Annotated in this window: 24 protein-coding genes and 1 pseudogene; 24 read left to right on the top strand and 1 reads right to left on the bottom strand. The window is 42.8% G+C overall.

Annotated features, from left to right (window positions below):
• Positions 1 to 10: 10 nt before the first annotated feature.
• From ABDW02_RS06085 to ABDW02_RS06035, 11 genes and pseudogenes are all read left to right on the top strand, one after another.
• Positions 11 to 286 (top strand): annotated as a pseudogene (locus ABDW02_RS06085) (HU family DNA-binding protein); the annotation flags it as partial.
• A gap of 545 nt (positions 287 to 831) precedes the next feature.
• Positions 832 to 1,740: an AraC family transcriptional regulator gene (locus tag ABDW02_RS06080; RefSeq protein WP_343633151.1), complete on the top strand. Its 909-nt coding sequence runs from the start codon at positions 832 to 834 to the stop codon at positions 1,738 to 1,740.
• Between the two features lie 106 nt (positions 1,741 to 1,846).
• Entirely contained in the window at positions 1,847 to 4,306 is a 2,460-nt protein-coding gene (locus ABDW02_RS06075) for an outer membrane beta-barrel family protein (protein ID WP_343633149.1), read from the top strand.
• Positions 4,307 to 4,440: 134 nt separating this feature from the next.
• Positions 4,441 to 5,838 (top strand): serine hydrolase, encoded by a 1,398-nt coding sequence (locus ABDW02_RS06070; RefSeq protein ID WP_343633147.1) that lies wholly within the window; start codon positions 4,441 to 4,443, stop codon positions 5,836 to 5,838.
• Between the two features lie 274 nt (positions 5,839 to 6,112).
• Positions 6,113 to 6,790: an RNA methyltransferase gene (locus ABDW02_RS06065; RefSeq protein WP_343633145.1), complete on the top strand. Its 678-nt coding sequence runs from the start codon at positions 6,113 to 6,115 to the stop codon at positions 6,788 to 6,790.
• 149 nt (positions 6,791 to 6,939) lie between these two features.
• Positions 6,940 to 7,203: a 30S ribosomal protein THX gene (locus ABDW02_RS06060; RefSeq protein ID WP_343633143.1), complete on the top strand. Its 264-nt coding sequence runs from the start codon at positions 6,940 to 6,942 to the stop codon at positions 7,201 to 7,203.
• A 146-nt stretch (positions 7,204 to 7,349) separates the two neighbouring features.
• Positions 7,350 to 8,420 (top strand): 3-phosphoserine/phosphohydroxythreonine transaminase, encoded by a 1,071-nt coding sequence (serC, locus tag ABDW02_RS06055; protein WP_343633141.1) that lies wholly within the window; start codon positions 7,350 to 7,352, stop codon positions 8,418 to 8,420.
• Between the two features lie 209 nt (positions 8,421 to 8,629).
• Positions 8,630 to 9,595, top strand: coding sequence for a D-2-hydroxyacid dehydrogenase (locus ABDW02_RS06050; protein ID WP_343633139.1), 966 nt, complete (start codon positions 8,630 to 8,632; stop codon positions 9,593 to 9,595).
• A gap of 14 nt (positions 9,596 to 9,609) precedes the next feature.
• Positions 9,610 to 10,845 (top strand): DUF1015 domain-containing protein, encoded by a 1,236-nt coding sequence (locus ABDW02_RS06045; protein WP_343633137.1) that lies wholly within the window; start codon positions 9,610 to 9,612, stop codon positions 10,843 to 10,845.
• 2 nt (positions 10,846 to 10,847) lie between these two features.
• Positions 10,848 to 11,510, top strand: coding sequence for a YggS family pyridoxal phosphate-dependent enzyme (locus ABDW02_RS06040; protein ID WP_343633135.1), 663 nt, complete (start codon positions 10,848 to 10,850; stop codon positions 11,508 to 11,510).
• A complete protein-coding gene (locus ABDW02_RS06035; protein WP_343633133.1) occupies positions 11,507 to 12,103 on the top strand; it encodes a DUF1684 domain-containing protein in 597 nt (198 codons plus the stop codon). Before ABDW02_RS06040 ends, ABDW02_RS06035 begins: the two co-directional genes overlap by 4 nt.
• Positions 12,104 to 12,113: 10 nt before the next feature.
• On the opposite strand, the gene ABDW02_RS06030 is transcribed toward ABDW02_RS06035, so the two are convergent.
• Positions 12,114 to 12,809: a GDSL-type esterase/lipase family protein gene (locus ABDW02_RS06030; protein WP_343633131.1), complete on the bottom strand. Its 696-nt coding sequence runs from the start codon at positions 12,807 to 12,809 to the stop codon at positions 12,114 to 12,116.
• Between the two features lie 130 nt (positions 12,810 to 12,939).
• Between ABDW02_RS06030 and ABDW02_RS06025 the strand changes: the two genes are divergently transcribed.
• The 13 genes from ABDW02_RS06025 to ABDW02_RS05965 all read left to right on the top strand — a co-directional run bounded on the left by ABDW02_RS06025 (position 12,940) and on the right by ABDW02_RS05965 (position 23,624).
• Positions 12,940 to 14,952 carry a dihydrofolate reductase gene (locus tag ABDW02_RS06025; protein WP_343633129.1) on the top strand — a complete coding sequence of 671 codons (2,013 nt, stop codon included), beginning with the start codon at positions 12,940 to 12,942 and terminating at the stop codon, positions 14,950 to 14,952.
• Positions 14,953 to 15,001: 49 nt separating this feature from the next.
• Positions 15,002 to 15,526: a GNAT family N-acetyltransferase gene (locus ABDW02_RS06020; protein WP_343633127.1), complete on the top strand. Its 525-nt coding sequence runs from the start codon at positions 15,002 to 15,004 to the stop codon at positions 15,524 to 15,526.
• A 30-nt stretch (positions 15,527 to 15,556) separates the two neighbouring features.
• Positions 15,557 to 16,243, top strand: coding sequence for a hypothetical protein (locus tag ABDW02_RS06015; protein ID WP_343633125.1), 687 nt, complete (start codon positions 15,557 to 15,559; stop codon positions 16,241 to 16,243).
• A gap of 165 nt (positions 16,244 to 16,408) precedes the next feature.
• Positions 16,409 to 16,657 carry a type II toxin-antitoxin system ParD family antitoxin gene (locus ABDW02_RS06010; RefSeq protein WP_343633123.1) on the top strand — a complete coding sequence of 83 codons (249 nt, stop codon included), beginning with the start codon at positions 16,409 to 16,411 and terminating at the stop codon, positions 16,655 to 16,657.
• Positions 16,657 to 16,956, top strand: a complete 300-nt coding sequence (locus ABDW02_RS06005; RefSeq protein WP_343633121.1) for a type II toxin-antitoxin system RelE/ParE family toxin — start codon at positions 16,657 to 16,659, stop codon at positions 16,954 to 16,956. The genes ABDW02_RS06010 and ABDW02_RS06005 overlap by 1 nt, the downstream gene beginning before the upstream one ends.
• A gap of 5 nt (positions 16,957 to 16,961) precedes the next feature.
• A complete protein-coding gene (locus ABDW02_RS06000) occupies positions 16,962 to 17,507 on the top strand; it encodes a GNAT family N-acetyltransferase (RefSeq protein WP_343633119.1) in 546 nt (181 codons plus the stop codon).
• Between the two features lie 2 nt (positions 17,508 to 17,509).
• Positions 17,510 to 18,340 (top strand): Sir2 family NAD-dependent protein deacetylase, encoded by an 831-nt coding sequence (locus ABDW02_RS05995; RefSeq protein WP_343633117.1) that lies wholly within the window; start codon positions 17,510 to 17,512, stop codon positions 18,338 to 18,340.
• A 27-nt stretch (positions 18,341 to 18,367) separates the two neighbouring features.
• Entirely contained in the window at positions 18,368 to 18,688 is a 321-nt protein-coding gene (locus ABDW02_RS05990; protein WP_343633115.1) for a hypothetical protein, read from the top strand.
• A 92-nt stretch (positions 18,689 to 18,780) separates the two neighbouring features.
• Positions 18,781 to 19,356 (top strand): ACP phosphodiesterase, encoded by a 576-nt coding sequence (locus tag ABDW02_RS05985; RefSeq protein ID WP_343633113.1) that lies wholly within the window; start codon positions 18,781 to 18,783, stop codon positions 19,354 to 19,356.
• Between the two features lie 37 nt (positions 19,357 to 19,393).
• Positions 19,394 to 20,818 carry a transporter substrate-binding domain-containing protein gene (locus tag ABDW02_RS05980; RefSeq protein ID WP_343633111.1) on the top strand — a complete coding sequence of 475 codons (1,425 nt, stop codon included), beginning with the start codon at positions 19,394 to 19,396 and terminating at the stop codon, positions 20,816 to 20,818.
• Between the two features lie 27 nt (positions 20,819 to 20,845).
• Positions 20,846 to 21,745 (top strand): tRNA (adenosine(37)-N6)-dimethylallyltransferase MiaA, encoded by a 900-nt coding sequence (gene miaA / locus ABDW02_RS05975; protein WP_343633108.1) that lies wholly within the window; start codon positions 20,846 to 20,848, stop codon positions 21,743 to 21,745.
• Between the two features lie 52 nt (positions 21,746 to 21,797).
• Positions 21,798 to 22,439, top strand: coding sequence for an ATP-binding cassette domain-containing protein (locus ABDW02_RS05970; protein ID WP_343633106.1), 642 nt, complete (start codon positions 21,798 to 21,800; stop codon positions 22,437 to 22,439).
• A 3-nt stretch (positions 22,440 to 22,442) separates the two neighbouring features.
• Positions 22,443 to 23,624, top strand: a complete 1,182-nt coding sequence (locus ABDW02_RS05965; RefSeq protein ID WP_343633104.1) for a hypothetical protein — start codon at positions 22,443 to 22,445, stop codon at positions 23,622 to 23,624.
• The last annotated feature ends 46 nt before the right edge of the window (positions 23,625 to 23,670 follow it).

The following is a 23,670-nucleotide window of genomic DNA, read 5'->3' as shown; positions in this document are numbered from 1 at the left end:
AAAAAACCAAACTATGAACAAAGCAGAATTAATTGATGCGATTGCTTCTGAAGCAGGATTGTCTAAGGCTGATGCTAAAAAAGCATTGGATGCATTTGTAAGTGCTACAATTGGAGCATTGAAAAAAGGAGAACGTATTTCTTTAGTAGGATTCGGTTCTTTCTCAGTTTCTAAGCGTGAAGCTAGAACTGGTCGTAACCCACAAACAGGGAAAGAAATCAAAATCGCAGCAAAAAACGTAGCACGTTTCAAAGCTGGGGCTGAGTTATCTTCAGCAGTTAACTAAGAACGATATTCTTTAGAGAAAAGATCCTCTCGTCTAGCGGCGAGGGGATTTTTTTTGATTATAATCGCATAGGATAATTAACGAACAACAAGAAATATCTTAATATCCAAGTTTATTCCATTCCTTCTACGTTTAATATCTATTCTTCTGTCCTCGCATGTCTCGACCGTTCGGGGTCTAGGGAAATAACCTATGTGTTCAAAACCCGCGAGCAGAGCGAAACTATAAATCTCCACCTTGAAAACATCTAACTTCAATCACCTTTCGTGTCAAAATGGAAAAAAACTATGTGTTCTATTGTGTCCTATGTGGTTCAAAACCCGCGAGCAGAGCGAAACTACAAATCTCCACCTTGAAAACATCCAACTTCAATCACCCTTCGTATCAAAATGACAAAAACTATGTATTCGAATGTGTCCTAAGTCGTTAAATTCCTATTCTGCACCTTTCGTTCGCTTATTCCTACACTTCAGGAAATAACCGCCTGATTCTGTTTCCCGGTCCTGCGATTTTGAATACATTGGTAATCCGATTATTACTATGCAATGACACATTACGACAACCCTTCGCTCTACAAAAACGGCCAGATGATCGTTCGCGTCGGTAATACCGGAAATGTCTTCAACCTGTCATCCTTAACCGATTTTGAGCATTCGATGGTTTCGCATTGTTTTGCCATCAAATTTGTGCGCGACGGAATTGAGCGCTATACCATTAACAATCATTCGTATACGGTTAATTCCGGCTCGTATCTCCTGATGAACGGCCAGAAAGAAGGAAAAGTAGTCATCGACAGCAATCGCCCCGTCAAAGGAATGTGTTTGAATATTTCCAATGACCTGATCACGGAGGTTGTTTCAACGCTACAGGTACCCGACACAGCTGTTTCAGATCCCGATCTTGCGAAGTTTTTCTACACCGAAGATTTCCTGGAGAATCAATACCGGGCTTCCCACACGCAATTGGGACAAAAACTGCAGCAAATCAGCGAACAGGTAACCAATCATTCCTTTTCCAATGAACAGGTTAACCAGGAATTCTTCTTCCAACTTGCAGAATCGCTGGTAAGCGACCAGGTCCGGGTTTTCAAACAGCTTCAATCGATCAAAACGGTAAAAACAGCAACGCAACGGGATTTGTGCAGGCGCGTTCTCCGGGGAAAAGAGTTCATGGATTCAAACTTTGCGGAAACCCTATCTATCGAATCCATTGCGCGCATGGCAGGGATGTCGGAGTACCATTTCTTCCGTTTATTCAAACAAATGACGGGACTGACACCTTACCAGTACATTCTTTCCAACAGGTTAAACAAGGCTGCACTCTTATTGAAAAAAGACTATTCGGTTTCGGATATTGCAATCACAACCGGTTTTGCGGATATTCATTCCTTCAGTAAAATGTTCAAAAAACACTTCGGGGTTTCACCAACAATTTACAGTTCCAACACGCCCTGATACCGTTCAACACGGAATAAACTCCTTTACACCAATTAGCACTTTTTTACACGCAACTTTTCACGAAATAGAACATCTTTGTGACACAGTTCTATTCCCAAACCCTATGACCAATACGCGATTTAAACCAAGTATCCTATTTTTTTTATTTCTGATCCTACAGTCTTTCCAGTTCATTGCTGCTCAGAATGTAACCGTTTCAGGAAAAATAACTGGTATCGATCCGCAATCACCTCCGATTGTGCGTTTATGCCATGCCGGTGATTCATCCCTGGTGAAAGCAGCCATCAGTGATTCGTTGGGGAATTTTGAGTTGGAGATTTCGAAAACAGGAACATTCATGATCATCATTGACCAGATCGATTATCAAAAGGTAGTAAGTGCTCCATTTGAACTGGATTCAATCACTTCACGCGTTGAATTACCGGTGATTTCCGTGAGTGCCCCGGTTACAAAACTCGATGATGTGATAGTCACGGTGAAAAAACCATTCATCGAGCGGAAAATTGACCGTGTAGTTGTCAACCCTGACGCATTGGTTGGTGCAAGCGGGACAACCGTTCTTGATTTATTGGAAAAAGCACCCGGAGTTACGGTTGATTTCAACGGAAACATCTCCCTGAAAGGAAAAGCAGGTGTTCAGGTATTTATCGACAACAAACCGACTTACATGTCACAGGAAGACCTAGCGGGATATCTGCGTTCTCTTCCGTCTAATTCGGTGGCTTCCATTGAAATTATGACCAATCCGCCGGCGCGCTACGATGCTTCCGGAAATGCCGGAATCATCAACATTATCCTGAAAAAGCTGAAAGAAAAAGGTTTTAACGGCGGGATTACGCTCAGTTACGGACAAGGAAGGTATTACCGCACCAATAACAGTTTTAATTTCAATTACCGGGTCAATAAGATCAACCTGTTTTCAACACTTGGATGGAGCCAGAATAATTCTTACCAGGACCTGGATATCAACCGATATTACTACACTTCCGATAATCAGCCAAGCTCTTCTTTCCTGCAAAATTCCTACATCAAACGGGAACACGGCGGAAGATCCGCTAAAATCGGGATGGATTGGTATGCCAGTAAAAAATCCACAATCGGCGTTGTATTCTCCGGGTTTTACAATCCTTCCAGAACCAGTCACGATAGCCAGGCATCCATTTTGGCTGCTGACAACTCGGTTTCCGCGCTCGTTTCGGCTTACACCATGGCCGAGAACAACTGGTACAACGGAAGCGCGAATGTCAATTACACCCTGAAAATCGACAGCCTCGGAAAAGAGCTTTCCGTGAATGCGGATTACATTCGCTACACATCCGGCCAGGAACAAACTTTGGATAATAAAGTCCGAACCTTAGACGGAACTCCTCTCAGTCAATTGAATCTCTATTCTTCCCTGCCTGCTGATATTGACATTAAAACAGCCAAAATAGATTATGTCAACCCTTTTAAAAACAATAACCGCCTGGAAGCAGGGATCAAAACTGCATTCGTGAACACAGACAACACGGCAGATTTCTACGATGTGGATGCAAACGGAAACCACACTCCGAATTACACTTTTTCCAACCGCTTTCTTTACAGGGAAAACAACAATGCAGCTTACGTCAATTATGGCCAGGAATGGGGAAAGTTCGGTATGCAACTCGGCTTACGTTTTGAAAGCATCCAAATGAACGGACATCAATTGGGAAATGCCCTGGTTAGTGATTCCAGTTTTACACGCATGTACAACAGTCTGTTTCCAACAGCTTATTTCTCCTACTCTCCCGACAGTTTGAAAAAACACCAGTTCAATTTGTCATTCGGGAGAAGGATTGATTATCCGAATTACCAGGACATGAACCCGTTCACCTACCCGATGGATGCGTATACGTACTATGCAGGAAATCCTTACTTGAAACCGACATTCTCCTATAATTTCGACCTGACTTACGCTTATAAGAGTGTTTTTGCTTTAACGCTGAATTACAGCCTTGTTCACAATCTCATCAACGAGACCAATGAACAGGTAAACAACATCTACTACAGCAGGCCGGGAAATTATGGCAATCAAACCTCATATGGATTGAATGTCAGCGGTGAATTCAACATCACAAAATGGTGGAATGTGCAATACTATTCGGAATTACAGAATATCGGTTACAACACATCGATTTACAATCAGCCGTTGGTGGAAAATCGCTGGTATTGGTATGTTGGCCCTGCTTTCCGGTTCACGATCACCCCGAAATTCTCTGCAGATATTGCCGGATCTTATCAAACCCGCATTTTATCTGGTCAGTTCCTCACAATTCCCGTTGGTTCGGTGCGTGTTGGTTTAGCATACAAAATCCTGAAAGACCAGGGTTCTGTGAAATTGAATCTCTCCGACGTGCTTTACACGAATCAGCCGGGAGGAGATATCCGCAACATTGCCAATTCCAAAGCAAACTGGCTGAGTAAACTGGACACCCGGGTTCTGACAATAAGTTTCTCTTACCGTTTCAGCAAAGGAAAAGCATTGAATGCCCGCCAATCAGGCGCGTCAGATTCCGAGAAGCAGCGTGTGAATGCGCATTAATTGAACAACGATTTTATTTGGTAGTGGCGAAAAATTTTTCGCCACTACCGTTGGGAAATGAAAATTAGCAGGTTTCGACAAACAGATCGCTGCAGGCATCCGTAGCTTTATCTCATACTATTAAAATCAGGTTTATGAGACTATTCTACTTTTTAGTTTTCACGCTTCCGCTGCTTTTTCATGCAAGTCCGGCCAAAGCACAGATATCAGCCGGGTTGGACGCGGAATTACAGCACACGCTCGACAGCATGCGCATGGTTCTCGGGGCAAAATCATTGAGCGCAGCCATCCAGGTTTCCGACGGTTCGGTTTGGGCGCACGCGAACGGTGTTTCTTCCGTTTCGAATGATGTCACTCCCGATGATGCCTACCTGATAGGAAGTGTTACAAAAACATTTACTGCTGCGTGTATCCTGCAATTGGCAGACGAAGGCGTGTTGAACCTCGATGACAGCTTACATGAATGGCTTCCGGCCATGCCGTATATCGATACGAACATCACGATTCGACAGTTATTGAATCACACCAGCGGAATTTATGATGTGCTGAGTCATCCGCACCACCAGGATTCTTTGATGGCAGATATGTCGCGGATCTGGACACCTGAAGAACTCATTGACCGGTTCATTGCTCCTCCGCTGTTTCAGCCCGGAGCTTCCTGGTCATACTGCAATACCAACTATTTTCTCCTCGGAATGATTATTCGTGAAGCAAGTGGTAACGCGTATTACACGGAACTGCGTGACCGGTTCTTTGATCCTTTGGGACTGAGCACCTTCTTTATTCCAGCATTTGAAGCCCTGAATGCTCCGGTTGCACATTTGTGGCTCGACATTACCGGAGACGGCGTTCTGGATGATGCAAACAATTTCTACATGAGCTATATGGCGCTGAATTCCACAGCAGGTTCTGCAGGAGGCTACTTCTCTACTCCAACTGATTGTACGAAATGGATGCGAAAATACATGCGCGGGGATTTACTCTCAACTTCCATGATGAACGAAGCTAAAACAACGGTTCAGGCCGGTGGAAACATGGAACGGTACGGACTGGGATTAATGCGCAAAACCAATGGTTTCCTGGGCTATGAAGCTTACGGGCACGGCGGAGATCTGGCTTATCATGCTTCTTCCTGGTATTTCCCTGCGCTGGATCAAAGCATCACGGTTTTCACCAATGACAACAACAAAAATTCCTGGACTCTTATTCCGGTGGTGCGTGAATTGCTTAGAACTTATGTGGATCATCAAACTGCTTCTTTGGATGAAGACCTGGTCAATAGTATTTCGGTGAATCCGGTGCCTTTTAGTGATCAGTTAACCGTTTCGTGGGACAATGCCGGTTCCGGTGAAGTCAACATAACACTGGAAGATGCTACGGGAAGAAATCTGGATATCCGGACGGAACAAACTCAACACGACACCCATTTTCAATCGCAACTAGCAGGCCTTGAGCCGCTTCCGTGCGGAGTGTATCTTATACGAATCACCGGAAAAAGCGGCTGGACAAAAACGGTGAAAGTGCTCAAGTAACCGCTTGTAAAAGTTCTGAAGGTGATTTACAGCTTATTTACAGTTGCGCAAAAGAGATTCGGGCCCTTGGCTTTGTGGCGGACGAATCGGAAAGAACGGATAAATAACCCGTAGCATGAATTCAGAACTGCTCGATTTACGAAGAAAACGCCCTGCCAGCATCCCTTCAGGGCGTTTTTCAATTCATGGATATGCCCAAATTTCAACATGGCCAGATTCACTATTCTAACTTGCCAAATCGCTGCTTTCGCTTTAAAATCGTTAGCTTTGCGGCATGAAAAACGAATTGCTTCACGCATTTTATGAATTGATTCCGGGAGAAAAAGGTCAATTATTTGAAGAAATTGCTTCCAATCGAACACGCTACCTGACCGTTTTACTGGAAGAAATCTACCAGGAACACAACGCCAGTGCGGTTTTGAGAAGTTGTGACTGTTTCGGGATACAGGAATTGCATGTGGTTGAAAGCAAGAACCAATACAAAGTTCAGCGTGACATTGCACGCGGCGCGGGAAAATGGGTCGATTTGTTTAATTACAATGAAGGCTCTGCGCCGCTACTGGATGCGGTTTCGAAATTGAAATCACGCGGATATAAGATTGCCGCGTTGACTCCGGATGCAGAACTTTCCATTTTCGATTTACCGCTCGATCAGCCGGTTGCGCTTTCCTTTGGAACAGAATGGGAAGGCATTTCCGATGAAATCCGTGAAATCGCCGATTACAAGGTTGCAATTCCCATGGTCGGTTTTACGGAAAGTTTCAATGTTTCTGTTTCCGTGGCATTGACTTTACAGGCTTTGAGACAGCGACTGATCGAATCGGATATTGACTGGAAACTCAGTGAAGAGGACCAAACCGATATCAAACTGAAATGGTGCCAGCGGTACATGCGAAATGGCGATGTAGTGCGAAGAGAACTGGAAAAACGTTTACAGGGTTCAAACGACTAAAACGATTAATCGTTCAATGAGTATTTGTCAAAGCCATCAGTTTGAACCTTTTGAACATTTTTGAACCTTTTGAACAATTTATACTTCCTAAGTCAAAGAGAAAGTTATATTTGTATGACTTTTCGAACTAAAAAAACAAATAGACTATTATGGGAAAAGGTGATATCAAGACGGCAAAGGGAAAACGTACAAACGGTTCCTATGGTAATACCCGTAAAAGAAAAAAAGCAACTACAACTTCCAGACCTGCAGCTGCTAAGAAAGAAACAACAGAAGCAACGGAGAAAAAAGTAGCTGCAAAAAAACCGGCTGTTAAAAAATCTGCCGCGTCAGATGCTGCGAAACCTGCAGCTGAGAAAAAACCGGCCGCTAAAAAACCAGCTGCAAAAGCAACGAAAAAAACTGAAGAATAATCGAATGAATAATCCTTCAACATATTAAAAGCTCTGCCAATCGGCGGGGCTTTTTTTGTAAATATTTTAAGCCAAAAGGCTTCTCTTTTAGTTCAAAAATCTCGAAATTTGTGTACTTCCAAACTAGAGGGTAAAAAAAGCAAAAAATGAAAAAACACAACTTTGGCGCAGGACCATGTATTCTTCCGCAAGACGTATTTAAAAAAGCATCAGATGCTGTATTGGATTTCAACGGGTTATCCATTCTTGAAGTTTCCCACAGAAGCAAAGATTACGAAGCTGTGATGCACGATGCCCGCGAATTGGTAAAAAAAGCATTGAACATTTCAGATGATTATGAAGTGCTTTATTTACAAGGTGGAGCAACACTTGGTTTTACAATTGCTGCGTTGAATATGATGCGTTCCACCAAAAAAGCCGGGTATATCAATACAGGCACCTGGGCTTCCGGAGCAATCAAGGAAGCGAAAAAAGTGGGTGTTGATGTAAATGTGTTTGCTTCTTCGGAAGACAAGAACTTCAGCTACATTCCTAAAAACCTGCAGGTTCCGACGGACGTGGACTATATCCACTTCACTTCCAACAATACAATCTTCGGAACACAGTTCAAGGAATATCCCAAAACAGATCTACCGTTGGTTTGTGACATGTCTTCGGATATTTTCTCCAAAGAAATCAACGTTTCGGATTTCGACCTGATCTACGCGGGAGCTCAAAAGAACTTAGGGCCGGCCGGAGCTACTTTATACATTGTAAAAAAAGAAGCACTTGGAAAATCGACTTCTTCCTTCATGCCGAGTTACCTGGATTTGAAGATTCATGCAGAAAAAGATTCCATGTTCAATACACCGCCGGTATTCTCCGTTTATGTTGCAATGCTGAATTTACAGGATTTGCTTGCTCACGGAGGCGTTACAGCCATGGCTGTCAGAAACCAGGCAAAAGCAGAATTGATTTACGCGGAAATTGATTCAAACCCATTGTTTAAAGGAACAGTTGCAGTAGAAGACCGTTCGGAAATGAATATCAACTTCTTACTGACCAATGATGCTTTGAAAGACGAGTTCGATGCCGCATGGAAAGCAGCAGGGATTATCGGGTTGAACGGACACAGAAGTGTGGGCGGATACCGCGCGTCTATGTACAATGCATTGGAACTGTCAAGTGTTCAGGTATTGGTGGATGTTATGAAAGAGTTCGCTAAAAAACACGGGTAAGAATTGTTCAAAAGGTTCAAAATTATTCAAAGGGTTCAAGGGAATTGAAAATGGAGAGTGGAACCATTGAAAGGTGTTTAAATGAAATTTGAACATTTGAACATTTGAACATTTGAACATTTGAACATTTGAACATTTGAACATTTGAACAAACAAAAACGGTTCCGGATAAAAACTTCAGGATTCAGGACAAAAATGAAATAAAGAATATGAAAATACTAGCAAACGACGGAATTTCAAACGAAGGAAAAGCTGCACTTGAAAAAGCAGGTTATACGGTTATTACGGATAAAGTAAACCAGGACGACCTGATCTCTTATGTCAATGCAAACAACATTGAAATTATTTTGGTTCGAAGCGCTACAACCATCCGTCAAGTGGTGATTGATGCCTGTCCGGGATTGAAATTGCTTGGACGAGGTGGTGTGGGAATGGACAATATTGATGTGGCTTATGCCCGCGAAAAAGGATTGACCGTGATCAATACACCGGCTTCTTCTTCCCAATCGGTTGCGGAATTGGTTATGGGACATTTGTTCGCAGGAGCGCGTTTCCTGCACGATTCGTTCAAGCAAATGGAAACAGGAGATTTTTCCACATTGAAAAAGAAATACGGAAAAGGAATCGAACTGCGCGGAAAAACAATTGCTATCGTAGGTTTCGGTCGCATCGGGCAATCATTGGCGAGTTATGCTTTGGGTTGCGGAATGAAAGTCCTGGCGGTGAACAATCACGCGATTAATGTTGAAATCCCATTGGAAATCCCCGGTTTCGGAGAAGTAAAAGTTCCGGTTCAGTCTACCAACGATTTAAACGGTGCTTTGAAAGAAGCTGATTTTATTTCGCTTCATATCCCGAAACAAGCAGATGGTTCGGCTGTTATTCAGAAAGAACAATTCGATCTGATGAAAAAAGGTGTTGTCCTGGTAAATGCAGCGCGTGGCGGAGTTGTCAACGAATCCGACTTATTGGAAGCAATTGCGGCCGGTAAAGTAGCATACGCCGGATTAGATGTCTTTGAGAACGAGCCAAACCCGCGTGCGGATTTATTGAACAACGAAAAAATCGGAACAACTCCGCATATCGGGGCAGCGACAAATGAAGCTCAGGACCGGATTGGTTTGGAATTGGCTGATCTGATTATTAAACAGTTTGGAGTTCAGGTTCCTGCTTAAGTGATTAAAAATAAATGTCTGTAATACACCCCTTTAAGGCAATTCGTCCTACCAGAGACAAAGCACAGTTGGTTTCAACAAGGCCATTGGCTGCTTATCGCAAGCATATTCTGCGCGCTAAACTGGACGAAAACCCTTATACTTTCCTGCACATCATTCACCCGGAAGGAGATAAAGAACACCATTCGAAAGCCAACTCCGTGGAACGTTTCGAAGCAGTGAAAGAACGTTACGATGCCTTTATTGAACAGGGAATACTTTTCCAGGACAAGGAAGCATCTTTTTATATTTACAGGCAAACGAAAGGAACGCATCAGTTTACCGGGGTGATTGCGGGAGTAAGCGTGGATGAGTACAAAAACAATTTGATCAAAAAGCACGAAGCAACGATCACTTCCCGCGAATCCATGTTTACGAATTACCTGAATATCACAGGGTTTAATGCAGAACCGGTCCTTTTGGCGCATAAGCATCTTCCGGAACTGGATAAATACCTGGATAAAGTTACGAAAGCGCGGCCGGAATACGAATTTTCGACAACCGATAAGATCAAGCATGAATTGTGGGTGATCGACGCGAAAAAAGACCCGAAGTTAATTGCGATTTATGCTTCGCTCAATGAGCTTTATATTGCCGACGGCCATCACCGCTCGGCCTCCTCTGCCCGCTTGAAAGACACTATCATCAAAAACAAACAGCCGGAATTCCCGAATCACGATTTCTTTTTAGCTTACCTGATTGATGAGCAAAAACTTGAAATCCTGGAATTTCAGCGCCTGGTAAAAACGTTGAACGGCCTTTCCGGTAAAAACTTCCTGAAGGCTTGCTCGGAACATTTCGAAATTGAAGAACTGAAAAAAGCACGCAGACCGCTTGAAAGACATGAAATTGTATGTCTATTGGGTAAAGAAGCGTATTCGTTCAAAGCAAAAGCACACATTACCAGTGTCAAAGACGTTGTCAGGCAATTGGACGCACAAATCCTGACGGATTACATCCTGAGTCCGATCCTGGGAATTGAAGACCTGAAAACCAGCAGGGAAATTGAATTTATCCCGGGAACAAAAGAATTGAAAAAGATCGTAGACCGGATCAAAAAGGAGGAATTTAAAGTCGGATTCCTGCTCTACCCCGCATCCATCAACGAAGTAAAAGAAGTTGCGGACCAGGGAGGAATCATGCCTCCCAAATCGACCTGGGTAGAACCCAAAATGCGCAGCGGATTGACGATTTACAATATCAACGAATAAATATGTCTTTAGCAGATAGAATTCATTTATTGAAAGAAGAAATTCCACAGGATGTCGTTCTGGTGGCAGTTTCAAAAACCAAACCTGCTTCGCTTATACAGGAAGCTTACGATGCCGGACAGCGCGTTTTCGGGGAAAATAAAGTCCAGGAACTCGTTGACAAGTGGGAAGTTCTGCCCAAAGATATTGAGTGGCATCTGATCGGCCATTTACAAAGTAACAAGGTCAAATACATCGCTCCGTTTGTTTCGCTGATCCATTCGGTTGACAGCTTTAAACTGTTGCAGGAAATCAATAAACAGGGAGAGAAAAACAACCGGGTAATTCCCTGCCTGCTTCAATTCCACATTGCGCAGGAGGAAACCAAGTTCGGGCTTTCGTTTGAGGAAGCGGAAGAAATCCTGCAAAGCCGCGAATTTGTTGAAATGCATCATGTTTCCGTAGTCGGATTAATGGGAATGGCCAGCTTTGTGGAAGATGAAGAACAAATCCGCGATGAATTCCGGAACCTGCACAATTATTTCATGATCCTGAAAAGCAATTATTTCAAATACAACCCGGATTTCAAAGTGCTTTCCATGGGAATGAGCGGAGACTATACGCTTGCCATTGAGGAAGGAAGTACGATGATTCGTGTAGGTAGTTCATTATTCGGAAGCAGATGAAAAGATGCCTGATCGTTTTATGCATGGTGTATGCTGCATCCGGAGCATTTTCCCAGAATACCTATGCAGACAGCCTGACAGCCGAACGTCAAAAACACGAAAAAGAATTCTTGTCGACTGTCCTGAATGAAGAAGAGCGTAAAATTCACCCGGAAATTTGCTTCTTCCCAATCAATACCGCATTCATTGTTGAAGCAGATTTTGTGAAAGAAGTCGGACCGGCTTTTGTGATGCCTATGACAAAAGAACGGACAGTCTATTACCGGAAAATGGGAACGCTTTCGTTCAAAATAAACGACACGCTTTGCACCCTGAATGTGTACCAAAACCTGGATCTGGCGGGAAGAAAAGAGTACAAAAATTATTATTTCGTTCCCTTCAAAGACGGAACAACAGCCATTTCAACGTATGGTGCGGGAAAATACCTGGATTGTTATTTCAGCAAAAAAGCCAAAAAGGTCAAACTGGATTTCAACACTTCCTATCACCCGTATTGTGCCTATTCAGACCGTTACTCCTGCCCGATCGTTCCGAAAGAAAACACCATCCCCGTTTCGATTGCAGCCGGAGAGTGTTACGTTCAGCACGACTGAGAATCCAGGATCATTCGTAATATTGCTGAAAGAAGGCTTTTAAGTGATCCTTCCAGATTACGTATCCTGCATAATTTAAATGAATTCCGTCCATGGTCAGTTCTTTTTTTAAATATGTGTCTTCCAACAGCATTCCGGGTCTTACATCGAGGAAATCAATGTTCTTCGCGTTACAGAGCCTGATCAGTTTTTGATTTAATTCCTTTACCCGCGCTGCGATTACCCCATTTTCCTGAAATCCGCCATACAAGGTGTCGTAGTAATTCGTTGTAGGAATAACCGATTGAATCACGATCTCAATATGGTGAGCCTGCATCGTATCAATGATTGCCCGGATATTGGCAAGTGTTTTTGAAAGCGGCCTCGACTGTCCGGCATCGTTAATTCCTGCCATCAAAAACACAATATGCGGCTTCTTCTTCAAAGCCAGGTCAATGGGAGTCACTGAATCGCGTTTAAAATAACGTAAATCTTCGGTGGTATAACCGTCAAATCCCAAGTTAAAAATGTGCTTGTAGCCGGTCAAAGTATTCCAATTCGTGTCCGGTCCCCAATAATGATTGATCCTGCGGGTTTCACTATCTCCCAGCATGACGATTCTCAGATTTTCAATGGGAATTTTCTTTTTCGACTCACACGAAACAACCGTCAGAAGCAAAATTGCTCCGATTATTCCTTTTTTGAGTGATTGAATGTTAAAACACATGATTCAACAAATATAGCAATCGAATGCTTCTTCCTGTCAAACATCTTTTAGAGCAAATGTGTTGAGCGGTTTTGATTCTACCGGTCAAATCCAATTTATTTGAGTAATTTCAAGCAGATAACCGAATAATATGAGAATACACAATATGATCGCCTTCACTTCTCTTCTGACGCTAAGTACAGCTTGTGGAAGTAATGAAGAATCAGCAACGGAAGAAAACGGACCTATGGAAACAACTGTTGAACGATTTGCGGATGTTCAAATCCTCCGATTTGAAGTTCCAAGCTGGAACAAGCTTTCTTTGAAGCAAAAAGAATTGGTTTATTACCTTTCCCAGGCAGGATTAGCCGGAAGAGATATCAATTACGATCAGAATAACCGGTTCAACCTGGAAATTCGCAGAACACTGGAAGCGATCCATGAAAAATATACAGGAGATAAGCATGCTGCCGAGTGGAAGAAATTCGACGAATGGAGTAAGCAGGTGTTCTTTTCCAATGGGATTCATCACCATTACAGCATGGACAAAATTCAGCCGAAATTCAGCTCGGCTTACCTGAAAGAACTGATGCTTGCGGTAGAACACAATTTAAGCCGGGAAGCCATGGATGCTATTTTTAAACCGGACCGGGAGAAAAAACGCAAGGTAAAAGATCCGGACGTGGATATGATCGTGGCTTCTGCAAATAATTTCTACGGAAAAGGCGTTACCCAGAAAATGGTGGAAGACTTTTATGCCCAAAAACAGGACCTGAATGATCCGAAACCGATTGAACTGGGATTGAACTCTACGCTGATCCTGAAAAACGGAAAACTGCATGAAGATGTCTGGAAGAGCAAAGGGAAATACGGGCATGCAATTGACCAGATTATTTTCTGGCTGAGAAAAGCGGTAAAAGTTGCAGAAAACGATCAACAGGCCGAAGCATTGAAAGTATTAATCGAATACTATAAAACGGGCAATCTGAAAAAATGGGATGAATACAATGTATTGTGGTCCACAGCTACAAAAGGCGATATCGATTACATCAACGGGTTCATTGAAACGTATGGTGATGCTTTAGGAAAGCGTGCAAATTACGAATCCATCGTTCAGATCAACGATTTTGAAGCTTCCAAACGCATGGCAACGGTTGCAAAAAATGCGCAGTGGTTCGAGGATAATTCCCCGTTGTTGCCGGAACACAAGAAAAAGAAAGTAGTTGGCGTTTCCTACAAGGTAGTTGAAGTGGCCAGCGAATCAGGTGATGCTGCTCCTTCCACTCCGATCGGTGTAAACCTTCCGAACAACAACTGGATCCGCGAAATTCACGGTTCCAAATCGGTTTCTCTCGGGAATATTATCGAAGCGTACAACAAAGCCGGCGGGCCTGCTGTAACCGAAGAATTTGCGAATGACCAGGAAGAAATTGACCGCGCAAACAAATACGGGGCAATTGCCGGAAAAATGCACACAGCGTTGCATGAAGTAGTCGGACATGCCAGCGGACAAATCAATAAAGGAGTTGGCCAGCCTTCCGAAACCTTGCAGAATTATGCATCAACCCTGGAAGAAGCGCGTGCAGATTTAGTCGGATTGTATTTCATTATGGATCAGAAAATGGTGGATCTGGGATTGATCGAAACGCTGGAAGTCGGGAAAGCAGAATACGACGGCTATATCCGCAATGGCTTATTAACGCAATTGCAGCGCCTGGAAATTGGACAAAACGTGGAAGAAGAACACATGCAAAACCGTCAGTTGGTGAGTGCCTGGGTGTTTGAAAAAGGTCAGAAAGACAAAGTGATCGAGAAAATCACGCGAAACGGAAAAACCTATTACGACATCAAGGATTACAACAAACTGCGCACACTTTTCGGTGAGTTGCTGCGAGAAATCCAGCGCATCAAATCCGAAGGAGATTACAAGGCCGGAAAAGCATTGGTGGAAACCTACGGAGTGAAAGTCGACCAAAAAGCACATGCAGAAGTATTGCGTCGCGTAAAACCGCTGAACATTGCCCCATACAACGGATTTGTTTACCCGGTTTTTGTTCCGGTTATGGACGATAACGGAAAGATCAAAGACATCAAACTGGAGAACAAGCAAACGTTCATTGAGCAGATGTTGTATTACGGGAAGAATTACAGCTTCTTGTATTAAACAGGACAAAGAACTTAATAAGCAACGATCACACTTGAGTTAAGATAAAATGAATTTACGCAAAGCTACCCTTTCAGAAATCCCTGTTATCTGGAAAATCCTGCAGCAAGCGATTGAACGCAGAAAACAGGATGGCAGTGCTCAATGGCAGGACGGTTATCCGAATGAACAAACCATTGAGAACGACCTGGCAAACGGGTATGGGTATGTTCTTGTCGAAAATGATCAGATTTTGGGGTATGCCGCCATCATTTTTGATATCGAACCCGCTTACACGGATATTCAGGGAAAATGGCTGACCAACGGTGAGTACGTCGTTATTCACCGGGTTGCGACGTCCAATGAAGCAATAGGGAAAGGAATTGCAACGCGTTTGTTTCAATTGATCGAAGATCTGGCAATAAATGCTCATGTATTCAGCATCAAAGTGGATACGAACTTTGACAATCCCGCCATGCTGAAGATCCTGGACAAATTGGATTATACCTATTGCGGGGAAGTGTTCTTTCGCGGTTCGGCAAGAAAAGCCTTTGAAAAAGTATTGCAGATTCAAAACAATACCCTTAAAAATTAATTAATTTTGAGTGTCACCAAGTCCATTGAAATGAACAAAATCGTTACTTTATTACTTTTTACCCTTCTATTCAAATCCGGTTTCGGGCAAAACACTTCTTCTCCACAATATCATTCCAAAACATTCGATCTGATCGATGAATCCTTTAACCTTTCCGGAAAAACCAAAATCGGGAACTTAAGCGGTAATTCTGCAAATACGGGTAACTCCACCCTTTCGCATTTATTTCATTCGTTTTGGAACGAAGCGAATAAACAAGGGGCCAATTCCTTTACGATCGACAGCATCATTCATCACGAAGACAACATATCCATTGAAATATCGATCTATTCGTTAACAGAAGCGGAATTAAAAGCAAACCGGGATAAGTATCCGAGAAATAAGATCTATGTCTTCGGAAATATAGATAAACGTAAAGCAAGTGAAAAGATCCAGATTAACGATACGAATATGGACTTGAAACCACTGGAATATGTTTCTTACCAAAACCAGGTAGATGAACAGACGATTGTCTGTGTTCGGGGGCCCAGGGGAGCAAAAATGTCGGTTACAGGAGAAGAAGGCAGACAGCCAATGTATTTATCCGCAGCCGATTCCGGTCATAATGGCATATCCTATACTTCCAATGGTTCTATTAGCTATAATAGAGGCAGAGTGCAGCCGGTAGATTTCGATTTTGGGTCTTTTTTGGTAAAAGTTTTACCTGAAAAGCGATAACTAGCGAACCGAATAGCACCATATGGCTTTCTCCATCCAACCCATCTTGAAAAACAAACAAATCATCCTCCACCCGCTCCCGGAAACGATTTTGATTCAATCATTTAACAATTGTTTTTTTGCTTAAATACCAATTCTTGGTATCTTCGGGTAAATTTACACTTCATGGCAAAGAACACATCCATCTTATTAGGCGATTACTTCGATAGTTTTATTAATCAGCAGATAAAGTCAGGAAAATTTTCATCGGCAAGTGAGGTCATTCGTGCTGCTTTAAGATTGTTTGAATACGAAGAATCAAAAAAAGCAGAATTAATCAATGAATTAAAAAAAGGTGAGAAATCGGGTTTTGTAGAAAACTTTGATCGCCAGTCTTTCTTAAACGATCTCCATCAGAAGTATCATTCAAAATAATGAATTACAAAATAAGTAAAGATGCTACAATCGATTTAGAAGGAATTTGGATCTATACTTTTGAAAACTGGTCCGTTGATCAGGCTGATAGATATCTCAATTTGCTGTTAAATGAAATCGAGTACCTCGCTGAAAACCCTTATTCGGGAAAGAATTTAAATGAGGTTAGAAAAGGGTATTTCCTTTCACCGGTAAAATCACATGTGATCTTTTATAAATTAGATCTGAAAAACGAAGAGCTTTTGATCATTAGAATTCTTCACAAAAGAATGGATATTGAATCATTCATCACAAAATAGACACCATGAACTTCTCCATCCAACCCACATTACAAAACGAACAAATCATACTCTACCCGCTTCAGGAAAGTGATTTTGAAGAACTATACTCCGTTGCTTCGGACCCGAAAGTGTGGGAACAGCACCCGAACAAGGACCGCTGGAAACGTGAAGTTTTTCAAAACTTCTTCACCGGTGCTATGGAAAGCAAAGGTGCTTTCAAAATAGTAGATAAATCGACCGGAAAGATTATCGGATGCACGCGCTACTACGATTACAACGAATCGGAAAACGGTATTCTGATCGGTTACACGTTCTACGGAACAGATTCCTGGGGAAAAGGCATCAATCCGCAGGTAAAGAAACTCATGCTGGACTACATCTTTCAATTCGTGCCGAAAGTGCATTTCCATGTCGGAGCAACCAACCTGCGTTCCCAGATAGCGGTTAGCCGTTTAGGTGCAGAAAAGACCGGAGAAGAAGACGTTACCTATTTTGGAGAAGTCCCGAAATTGAATTTCATTTACGAGATTACGAAAGAACACTGGAATAACCTAACTGCAAAAAATTGACTATGGATAACAGAATCATTGAACGTCTTCAATTTTGCAAGGAGACTAATAAACGTATTACCTTCCTGGTCGGCGCGGGTTTATCTGCTGAAAGCGGCATTCCTACTTTCAGGGGAAAAGATGGCTATTGGGTTTCCGGCTCCAAAAACTACAAAGCGGAGGAAATCGGTACTTACCGTATGTTTCAACTCGCTTCGCAAGAAGTCTGGAAGTGGTTTTTGTACCGCAAGTCCGTTACGGAAGCTGCCAAACCGAATCAAAGCCATTTCATGCTCAAAGAAATCGAGGACCTTGTTGGCGACCGGTTTGCTTTGATTTCGCAAAACGTAGACAGCCTCCACCGAAAAGCAGGATCTTCGGAAGAAAGAACGTACCTGATTCACGGCGACTTTGATTTCGTGCGTTGCGGCGATGAATGCTCCAGCGAGCTCTACCCCTTTCCTGCGCAAATCCGTTTGACCGACCGTGATAAAGATGTGATCACGCCGGAGGAATGGGAAGCGCTGCGCTGTCCGAAATGCAGGGAAGATTTGCGTCCGCATGTGCTTTGGTTCGATGAATACTACAACGAAAAATATTTCCGTAGAGACAGTGTGCTGAGAATCTCCAAAGAAACCGGGATCCTCTTTATTCTCGGAACATCCGGCGCAACGAATTTGCCACGTACGGTAACCGAAAACGTGCTTTCAAGGAACGGAATGGTCGTGGAAGTGAACATTGAAGACTCCTATTTCAGTGAATTACTGAGTAACAAAAAGAATGGTATCAGTGTCCGTCAGGAAACATCGCCTTTCCTGACGGAGTTGCGGAATGAATTAGCCAATTGGTTTTGAGTAACTTGTCTCTAAAAAACAGCTGAAATGAGAAAAAAGCTTCGCTTGATATACCTGTTAGTCATTGCTTGTTTACTAGTGATTACCGCGATTTCCCTTTTACATGCAGGTGGCGATCAAATTGATAGCACTGTTTTGGCCGGAATTGCTTTCGCAAGCATTATCACTTCTTTAGTTCCCTTTTTTATGTCTATGTATTTCCTCAAAAAATCAGAAAAAGAAAATAGTGAACGGTACAGGGTTTGGGGGATTATCCTTTACGTGCTTTGTTTTCCTGTCAAAGCATTGGTAATACTAGCTACAATCTACGAAATTCTGTTTGGGAGCAATCATTGGGCTTTTGGGTAAAAGTTGAATCGAACCTTTTTGTATCTGCTTAATCCGTGGGGATAGCTTGATAATTTCCAAATTCATAATTGATAATTAATTATCTTAACACCATGAACTATCTCGGTCACATCTACTTTTCCAACAACGATCCGCAACTGGCCGTGGCTAATTTGTTCGGGGATTTCGTGAAAGGAAAGAAATACCTGGAATACCCGGAACACATCCAGAAAGGAGTTTTGCTTCACCGGAAAATAGATGATTACATTGACCATCATTTTGAAGTCATTCAGTTAATTCATACCATTCGCGGTGAATTGCCGAAAGTGGCGCCGATCGCCATAGATATTTACTTTGACCATTTATTGGCGCGAAACTGGAACCTCTATCACAAAACCAAACTTCAGGAGTTTTTAGCCGGCTTTTATTCAAATATTGATTTAACCAATGAGCCTTATCCGTCAGATTTCAAGCAGTTTATAAACTTGTTAGTCGAACGGAACTGGATCAGTCTTTACCACACGGAAGAAGGACTCTACAGAATGTGTCAGGGAGTGAGCCGCAAGCTATCTTTTGAAAACGCGCTAACGAACGGACACACCGTGTTTCAGCGCTATGAGAACGAAATTACTAGTTGCTTTCATGAATATATGCGCGATGCAAATGAATATTTAATGGGGAAGGTTTAAACCTTTTTCTCGTAATTTGTTCGTAAGTTTGATCATTATGCCGCAAATCAAAACGGGAATTTTACGACTAATCTTTCTAATCGGATGTCTGATCATGGCGTCCTGTTCGTCAGAAAAAATAGATTCCAGGAAGAAGCCTCTTGATGCGCATGATTTCGATTTACCCGGTATCTACAAGCGTGGTACCTTGGTAGTTCTGGCAGAAAACAGCTCTACATCCTTCTTTATTTACAAAGGCAAAAAAATGGGATTCGAATACGAAATCCTGAAAGAATTTGCCGAAGAATTGGGTGTAAGCCTCGAAGTAAAGATCGTCAACAACCTCGATGAAATCAACGACATCCTGAACCGCGGAGAAGGTGATATCGTGGCCTGTAATTATACGGTAACGCGTGAAAGAAGAGCGGAAATCAATTTCTCCGATCCTTTCCTGCAAACCAACCAGGTATTGGTTCAGCGAAAACTAACCCCGGAAACAAAAGATCAGAAAGTTACTTTTATTACCGACCCGATCCAATTAGGACGTAAAAAAGTAGTCGTTTGGGAACGTTCCAGTTACTACACCCGTTTACTTCACCTGCAGGATGAAATCGGTGACACGATTATGATCCGCCCTACACAAGCACAGGAAGGTGTGGAAGAATTAATCGAACAGGTTTCAAACGGTGTAATCGATTACACGGTTGCAGAACGGAATGTGGCGGAAATCAATGAACGCTTTTACGACAATTTGGATGTCAGCCTGCCGATTTCATTCAAACAAAACATTGCTTTCGGGTTGAATAAAAAATCGCCGATCCTTCAAAAACGGCTGAATGTCTGGCTTTCCAAATTCATGAACAAGGAAGCTTTTTCCTACATCAAACGCAAATACTTCGAGCAGATCAACAGTTCTTTGGGCGTTGAAAGCAATTTCAAATCCAGGAGAGGAAGTATTTCTCCTTTTGACGCCATTTTGAAAACAGAAGGAGAAAAATACAACATCGACTGGCGAATGGTTGCCGCATTGATCTACCACGAAAGCAAATTCAATCCGAATGCACGTGCATTTGGTGGAGCTTACGGCTTGATGCAGTTTATGCCGGGAACCGGTCCGAAATTCGGGGTCTATCCTACTTCACCTCCCGAAGTTCAAATCAAAGGCGGTTTCAAGTACCTGAACCGTATTTCAAAACTCTGGACAAGTATCAAGAATGAAGAAGAACGGAATAAATTCATCCTGGCAAGTTACAATGCCGGTGCCGGACACATTCTTGATGCACAGCGCCTGGCCGAAAAGAAAGGATTGAATCCGCATATTTGGGCAGACAACGTGGAAACCATGGTCATGAACCTGGGAAAACATTCCTACTATACCGACGAAGTGGTGAAAAGCGGTGCTTTCAGAGGAAATATTTGTATTCGATACGTTCGAGGAATTACTTCCCGCTACGAAACTTACAAAACACTCGTTAAGCGCTGATTTCAGGGAGAAATCGTACATTTGCGCATGCAGCAACTGATCGTTATTGAAGGTCCGACAGCCAGTGGAAAAACTTCGTTGGCCGTGGCTTTGGCAAAAAGCCTGAACACCGTCGTTCTTTCAGCAGATTCCCGGCAATTTTACAAGGAATTATCCATCGGGACCGCCAAACCTGCTTTGGAAGAATTGGAAGGAATTCCACATTACTTCATCGATTCACACCACATTTCAACACCGGTAAGTGCAGCGCAGTTTGAGTCTGAAGCTATGGAATTGATCCGGGGAGAATTAGCTGCTCACAAACAACTGATTTTGGTAGGTGGTTCGGGAATGTTTATCGATGCGTTATGCATTGGCCTTGATCCTATTCCAACCGATGCTGCTATCCAGGACGTTTTGAGAAATGAACTTTTCGAAAAAGGATTGGATGCTTTGCTGGACGAATTAAAAGCCGTAGATCCGGAATTCTATGCGCAGGTCGACCAACAAAATCCGATGCGCATTTTGAGAGCTCTGGAAGTGATCCGTTTGACCGGGATTCCTTTCAGTACCTGGCGTAAAAACGAACTTCCCAAACGTCCTTTTGAAGTCATTCGCTTTGTGATCAATCATCCGAGAGAAGTTCTGTACGAACGTATCAACCGGCGGGTAGATCAGATGATCGAATCGGGGTTGATCGAAGAAGTGAAAAATGTATCGGAATACCGCAACTTCACCGCTTTGCAAACCGTTGGTTATAAGGAAGTTTTCGATTACCTGGATGGAAAGTGGGATTTGGAAACCTGCGTCGAAAAGATCAAACAACACACACGGAATTACGCCAAACGCCAGCTGACCTGGTTCAAAAAACATCCCGGCACCAGTTGGCTGGATGCAAAATCAACCGATGAAATGCGGGATGAGATTCTGAAAATCGTTCAAAAGTAGTATTTTGTAATCTTGGAATGATATTTGAAATTGATCGCGAAAACTAGCTAAGATGAACATCCAATTTAATCAGGTTATGCCCTTTCCGCTTGCATCCATTAACCATGGGACTGACAGCATCTGGGGAAACAGCGCAAAACTTGAATCCGGCAAAAAGATCCTGCTGAACGCCTCTTCCGGGAAAGGGAAATCGACCTTTTCAATGACAGTATTCGGAATACGGAAAGATTACGACGGAACGATTTTATACGACGGCAGAGACATTAAAACCTTTTCAGTGGATGAATGGGTTGAAATCCGCCAGCGAAAAATCTCCACGGTATTCCAGGATTTACAGCTCTTTCATAAACTGACGGTGGCCGAAAACCTGCAACTCAAAAACCACTTAACCGATTTCAAATCGGAGCAGGAAATCAAAAACATGCTTGCCGAACTGGAAATCGATCACAAATGGAACGATCCCTGTGGTTTGTTGTCCATGGGACAGCAACAGCGTGTTGCCATTGTCCGTTCTTTGTGCCAGCCGTTCAATTGGTTGATTTTGGACGAACCTTTCTCCCATTTGGATGAACGCAACAGTTTGCGCTGTCTTTCCATGATCGATGCTGAATGTACCAGACAACAAGCAGGTTTTGTACTGACATCCCTGGATGACGACAGCCGGTTCTCTTACGATTACGAATTAAAGCTCTGAGCCATGTTACGCAAACTATTATTTCAATACCAGGACAAACGGCAATTGATTATTGCTGTTGTCGGGGCTTTTTTGGGAATGACTTTTCTCATTACTTCCATTCACTACCTGATCAAGGTCAATGATTTCGGGAAAGGAGCAGAAATCCTGGGACCTAATACGGTAATCGTACAAAAGAAGGTTTCCAGTTTCAACACACTCAATCTTGCTAAAACCGATTTTTCCCTGGCAGAAATTGAAGAAATGAAAAAGAAACCATTCATTTTGGATGTACAGCCCGTAGAATCGAATAACTTCAACATTACGATCGAAACGGCGGACCCTTCCGTTCCGCGATTCAGGGGAGATATTTTCATTCAAACCGTTGACCCGGATTTCCTGGATATCAAATCGAATAATTTTCACTGGAAACAAGGCGACACACTCGTTCCTATTCTCATGCCGCGCGATTTGCTGGTAATGATGAACATGTTTATGAGCTCCAAGGGAATGCCTCAGATCAGTGACGAACTCGCTATGGACATCAAGTTCAAGTTTGCCCTGAAAAACGACACCATGAAAGAATACATTTCGTGCCGCATTATCGGTTTCACGAATGAAGTTCCTTCCGTGCTTGTTCCACAAAACTTTATGAATTGGGCAAACAACCGTTTCGCACCCGACGCAGAACAAAAAATCACCCAGATCATGATTTCCGGGAAAGAGAATGAATTCGGCCTGGTGGAACAAATGCTGGAAGAAAAACACCTGGAATCCAAAAACGCGCAGGTTGTAGTTGGCCGCCTGAAAAGTATGGTGGGAACATTGATTCTCGTTGTATTGGGAATCTCGATCATTGCCGTATTCCTTTCCGGATTGGTTTTAATTCAGTACCTGCAACTACTATTAAGTAAGAATTTATACGAAGTACGGACTTTAATGCGCCTGGGACACCATCCTAACACCTTGGTTAAGAATTTCTTCGTCTATTTCTCCAAAGTTTTTGGAATAATTGCGATCCTCAGCATGGCGGCTTTTATCGGATTTAAACTAATTTTAGATGCGGTATTTGAGTCGGGAGGATTGTATATCGATACACGACTAAGCGTTTTAAGCATTCTGGCATTGGTTTTTGCTTATTCCTTATTCGCACTGGCTTCTTACCTGAGCGCCCGCAAGGGAATTTACGAACAGAACAATGGTTAATTTTCTGTTAAACGAATGACTTTATTAATTTTGCTACGTCATGATT

It is taken from the genome of Fluviicola sp., assembly GCF_039596395.1.
Taxonomy (GTDB): Bacteria; Bacteroidota; Bacteroidia; order Flavobacteriales_D; family Crocinitomicaceae; genus Fluviicola.
The sequence above is the reverse complement of the archived record's forward strand: the minus strand, read 5'-3'. Positions and strand labels throughout refer to the sequence as shown.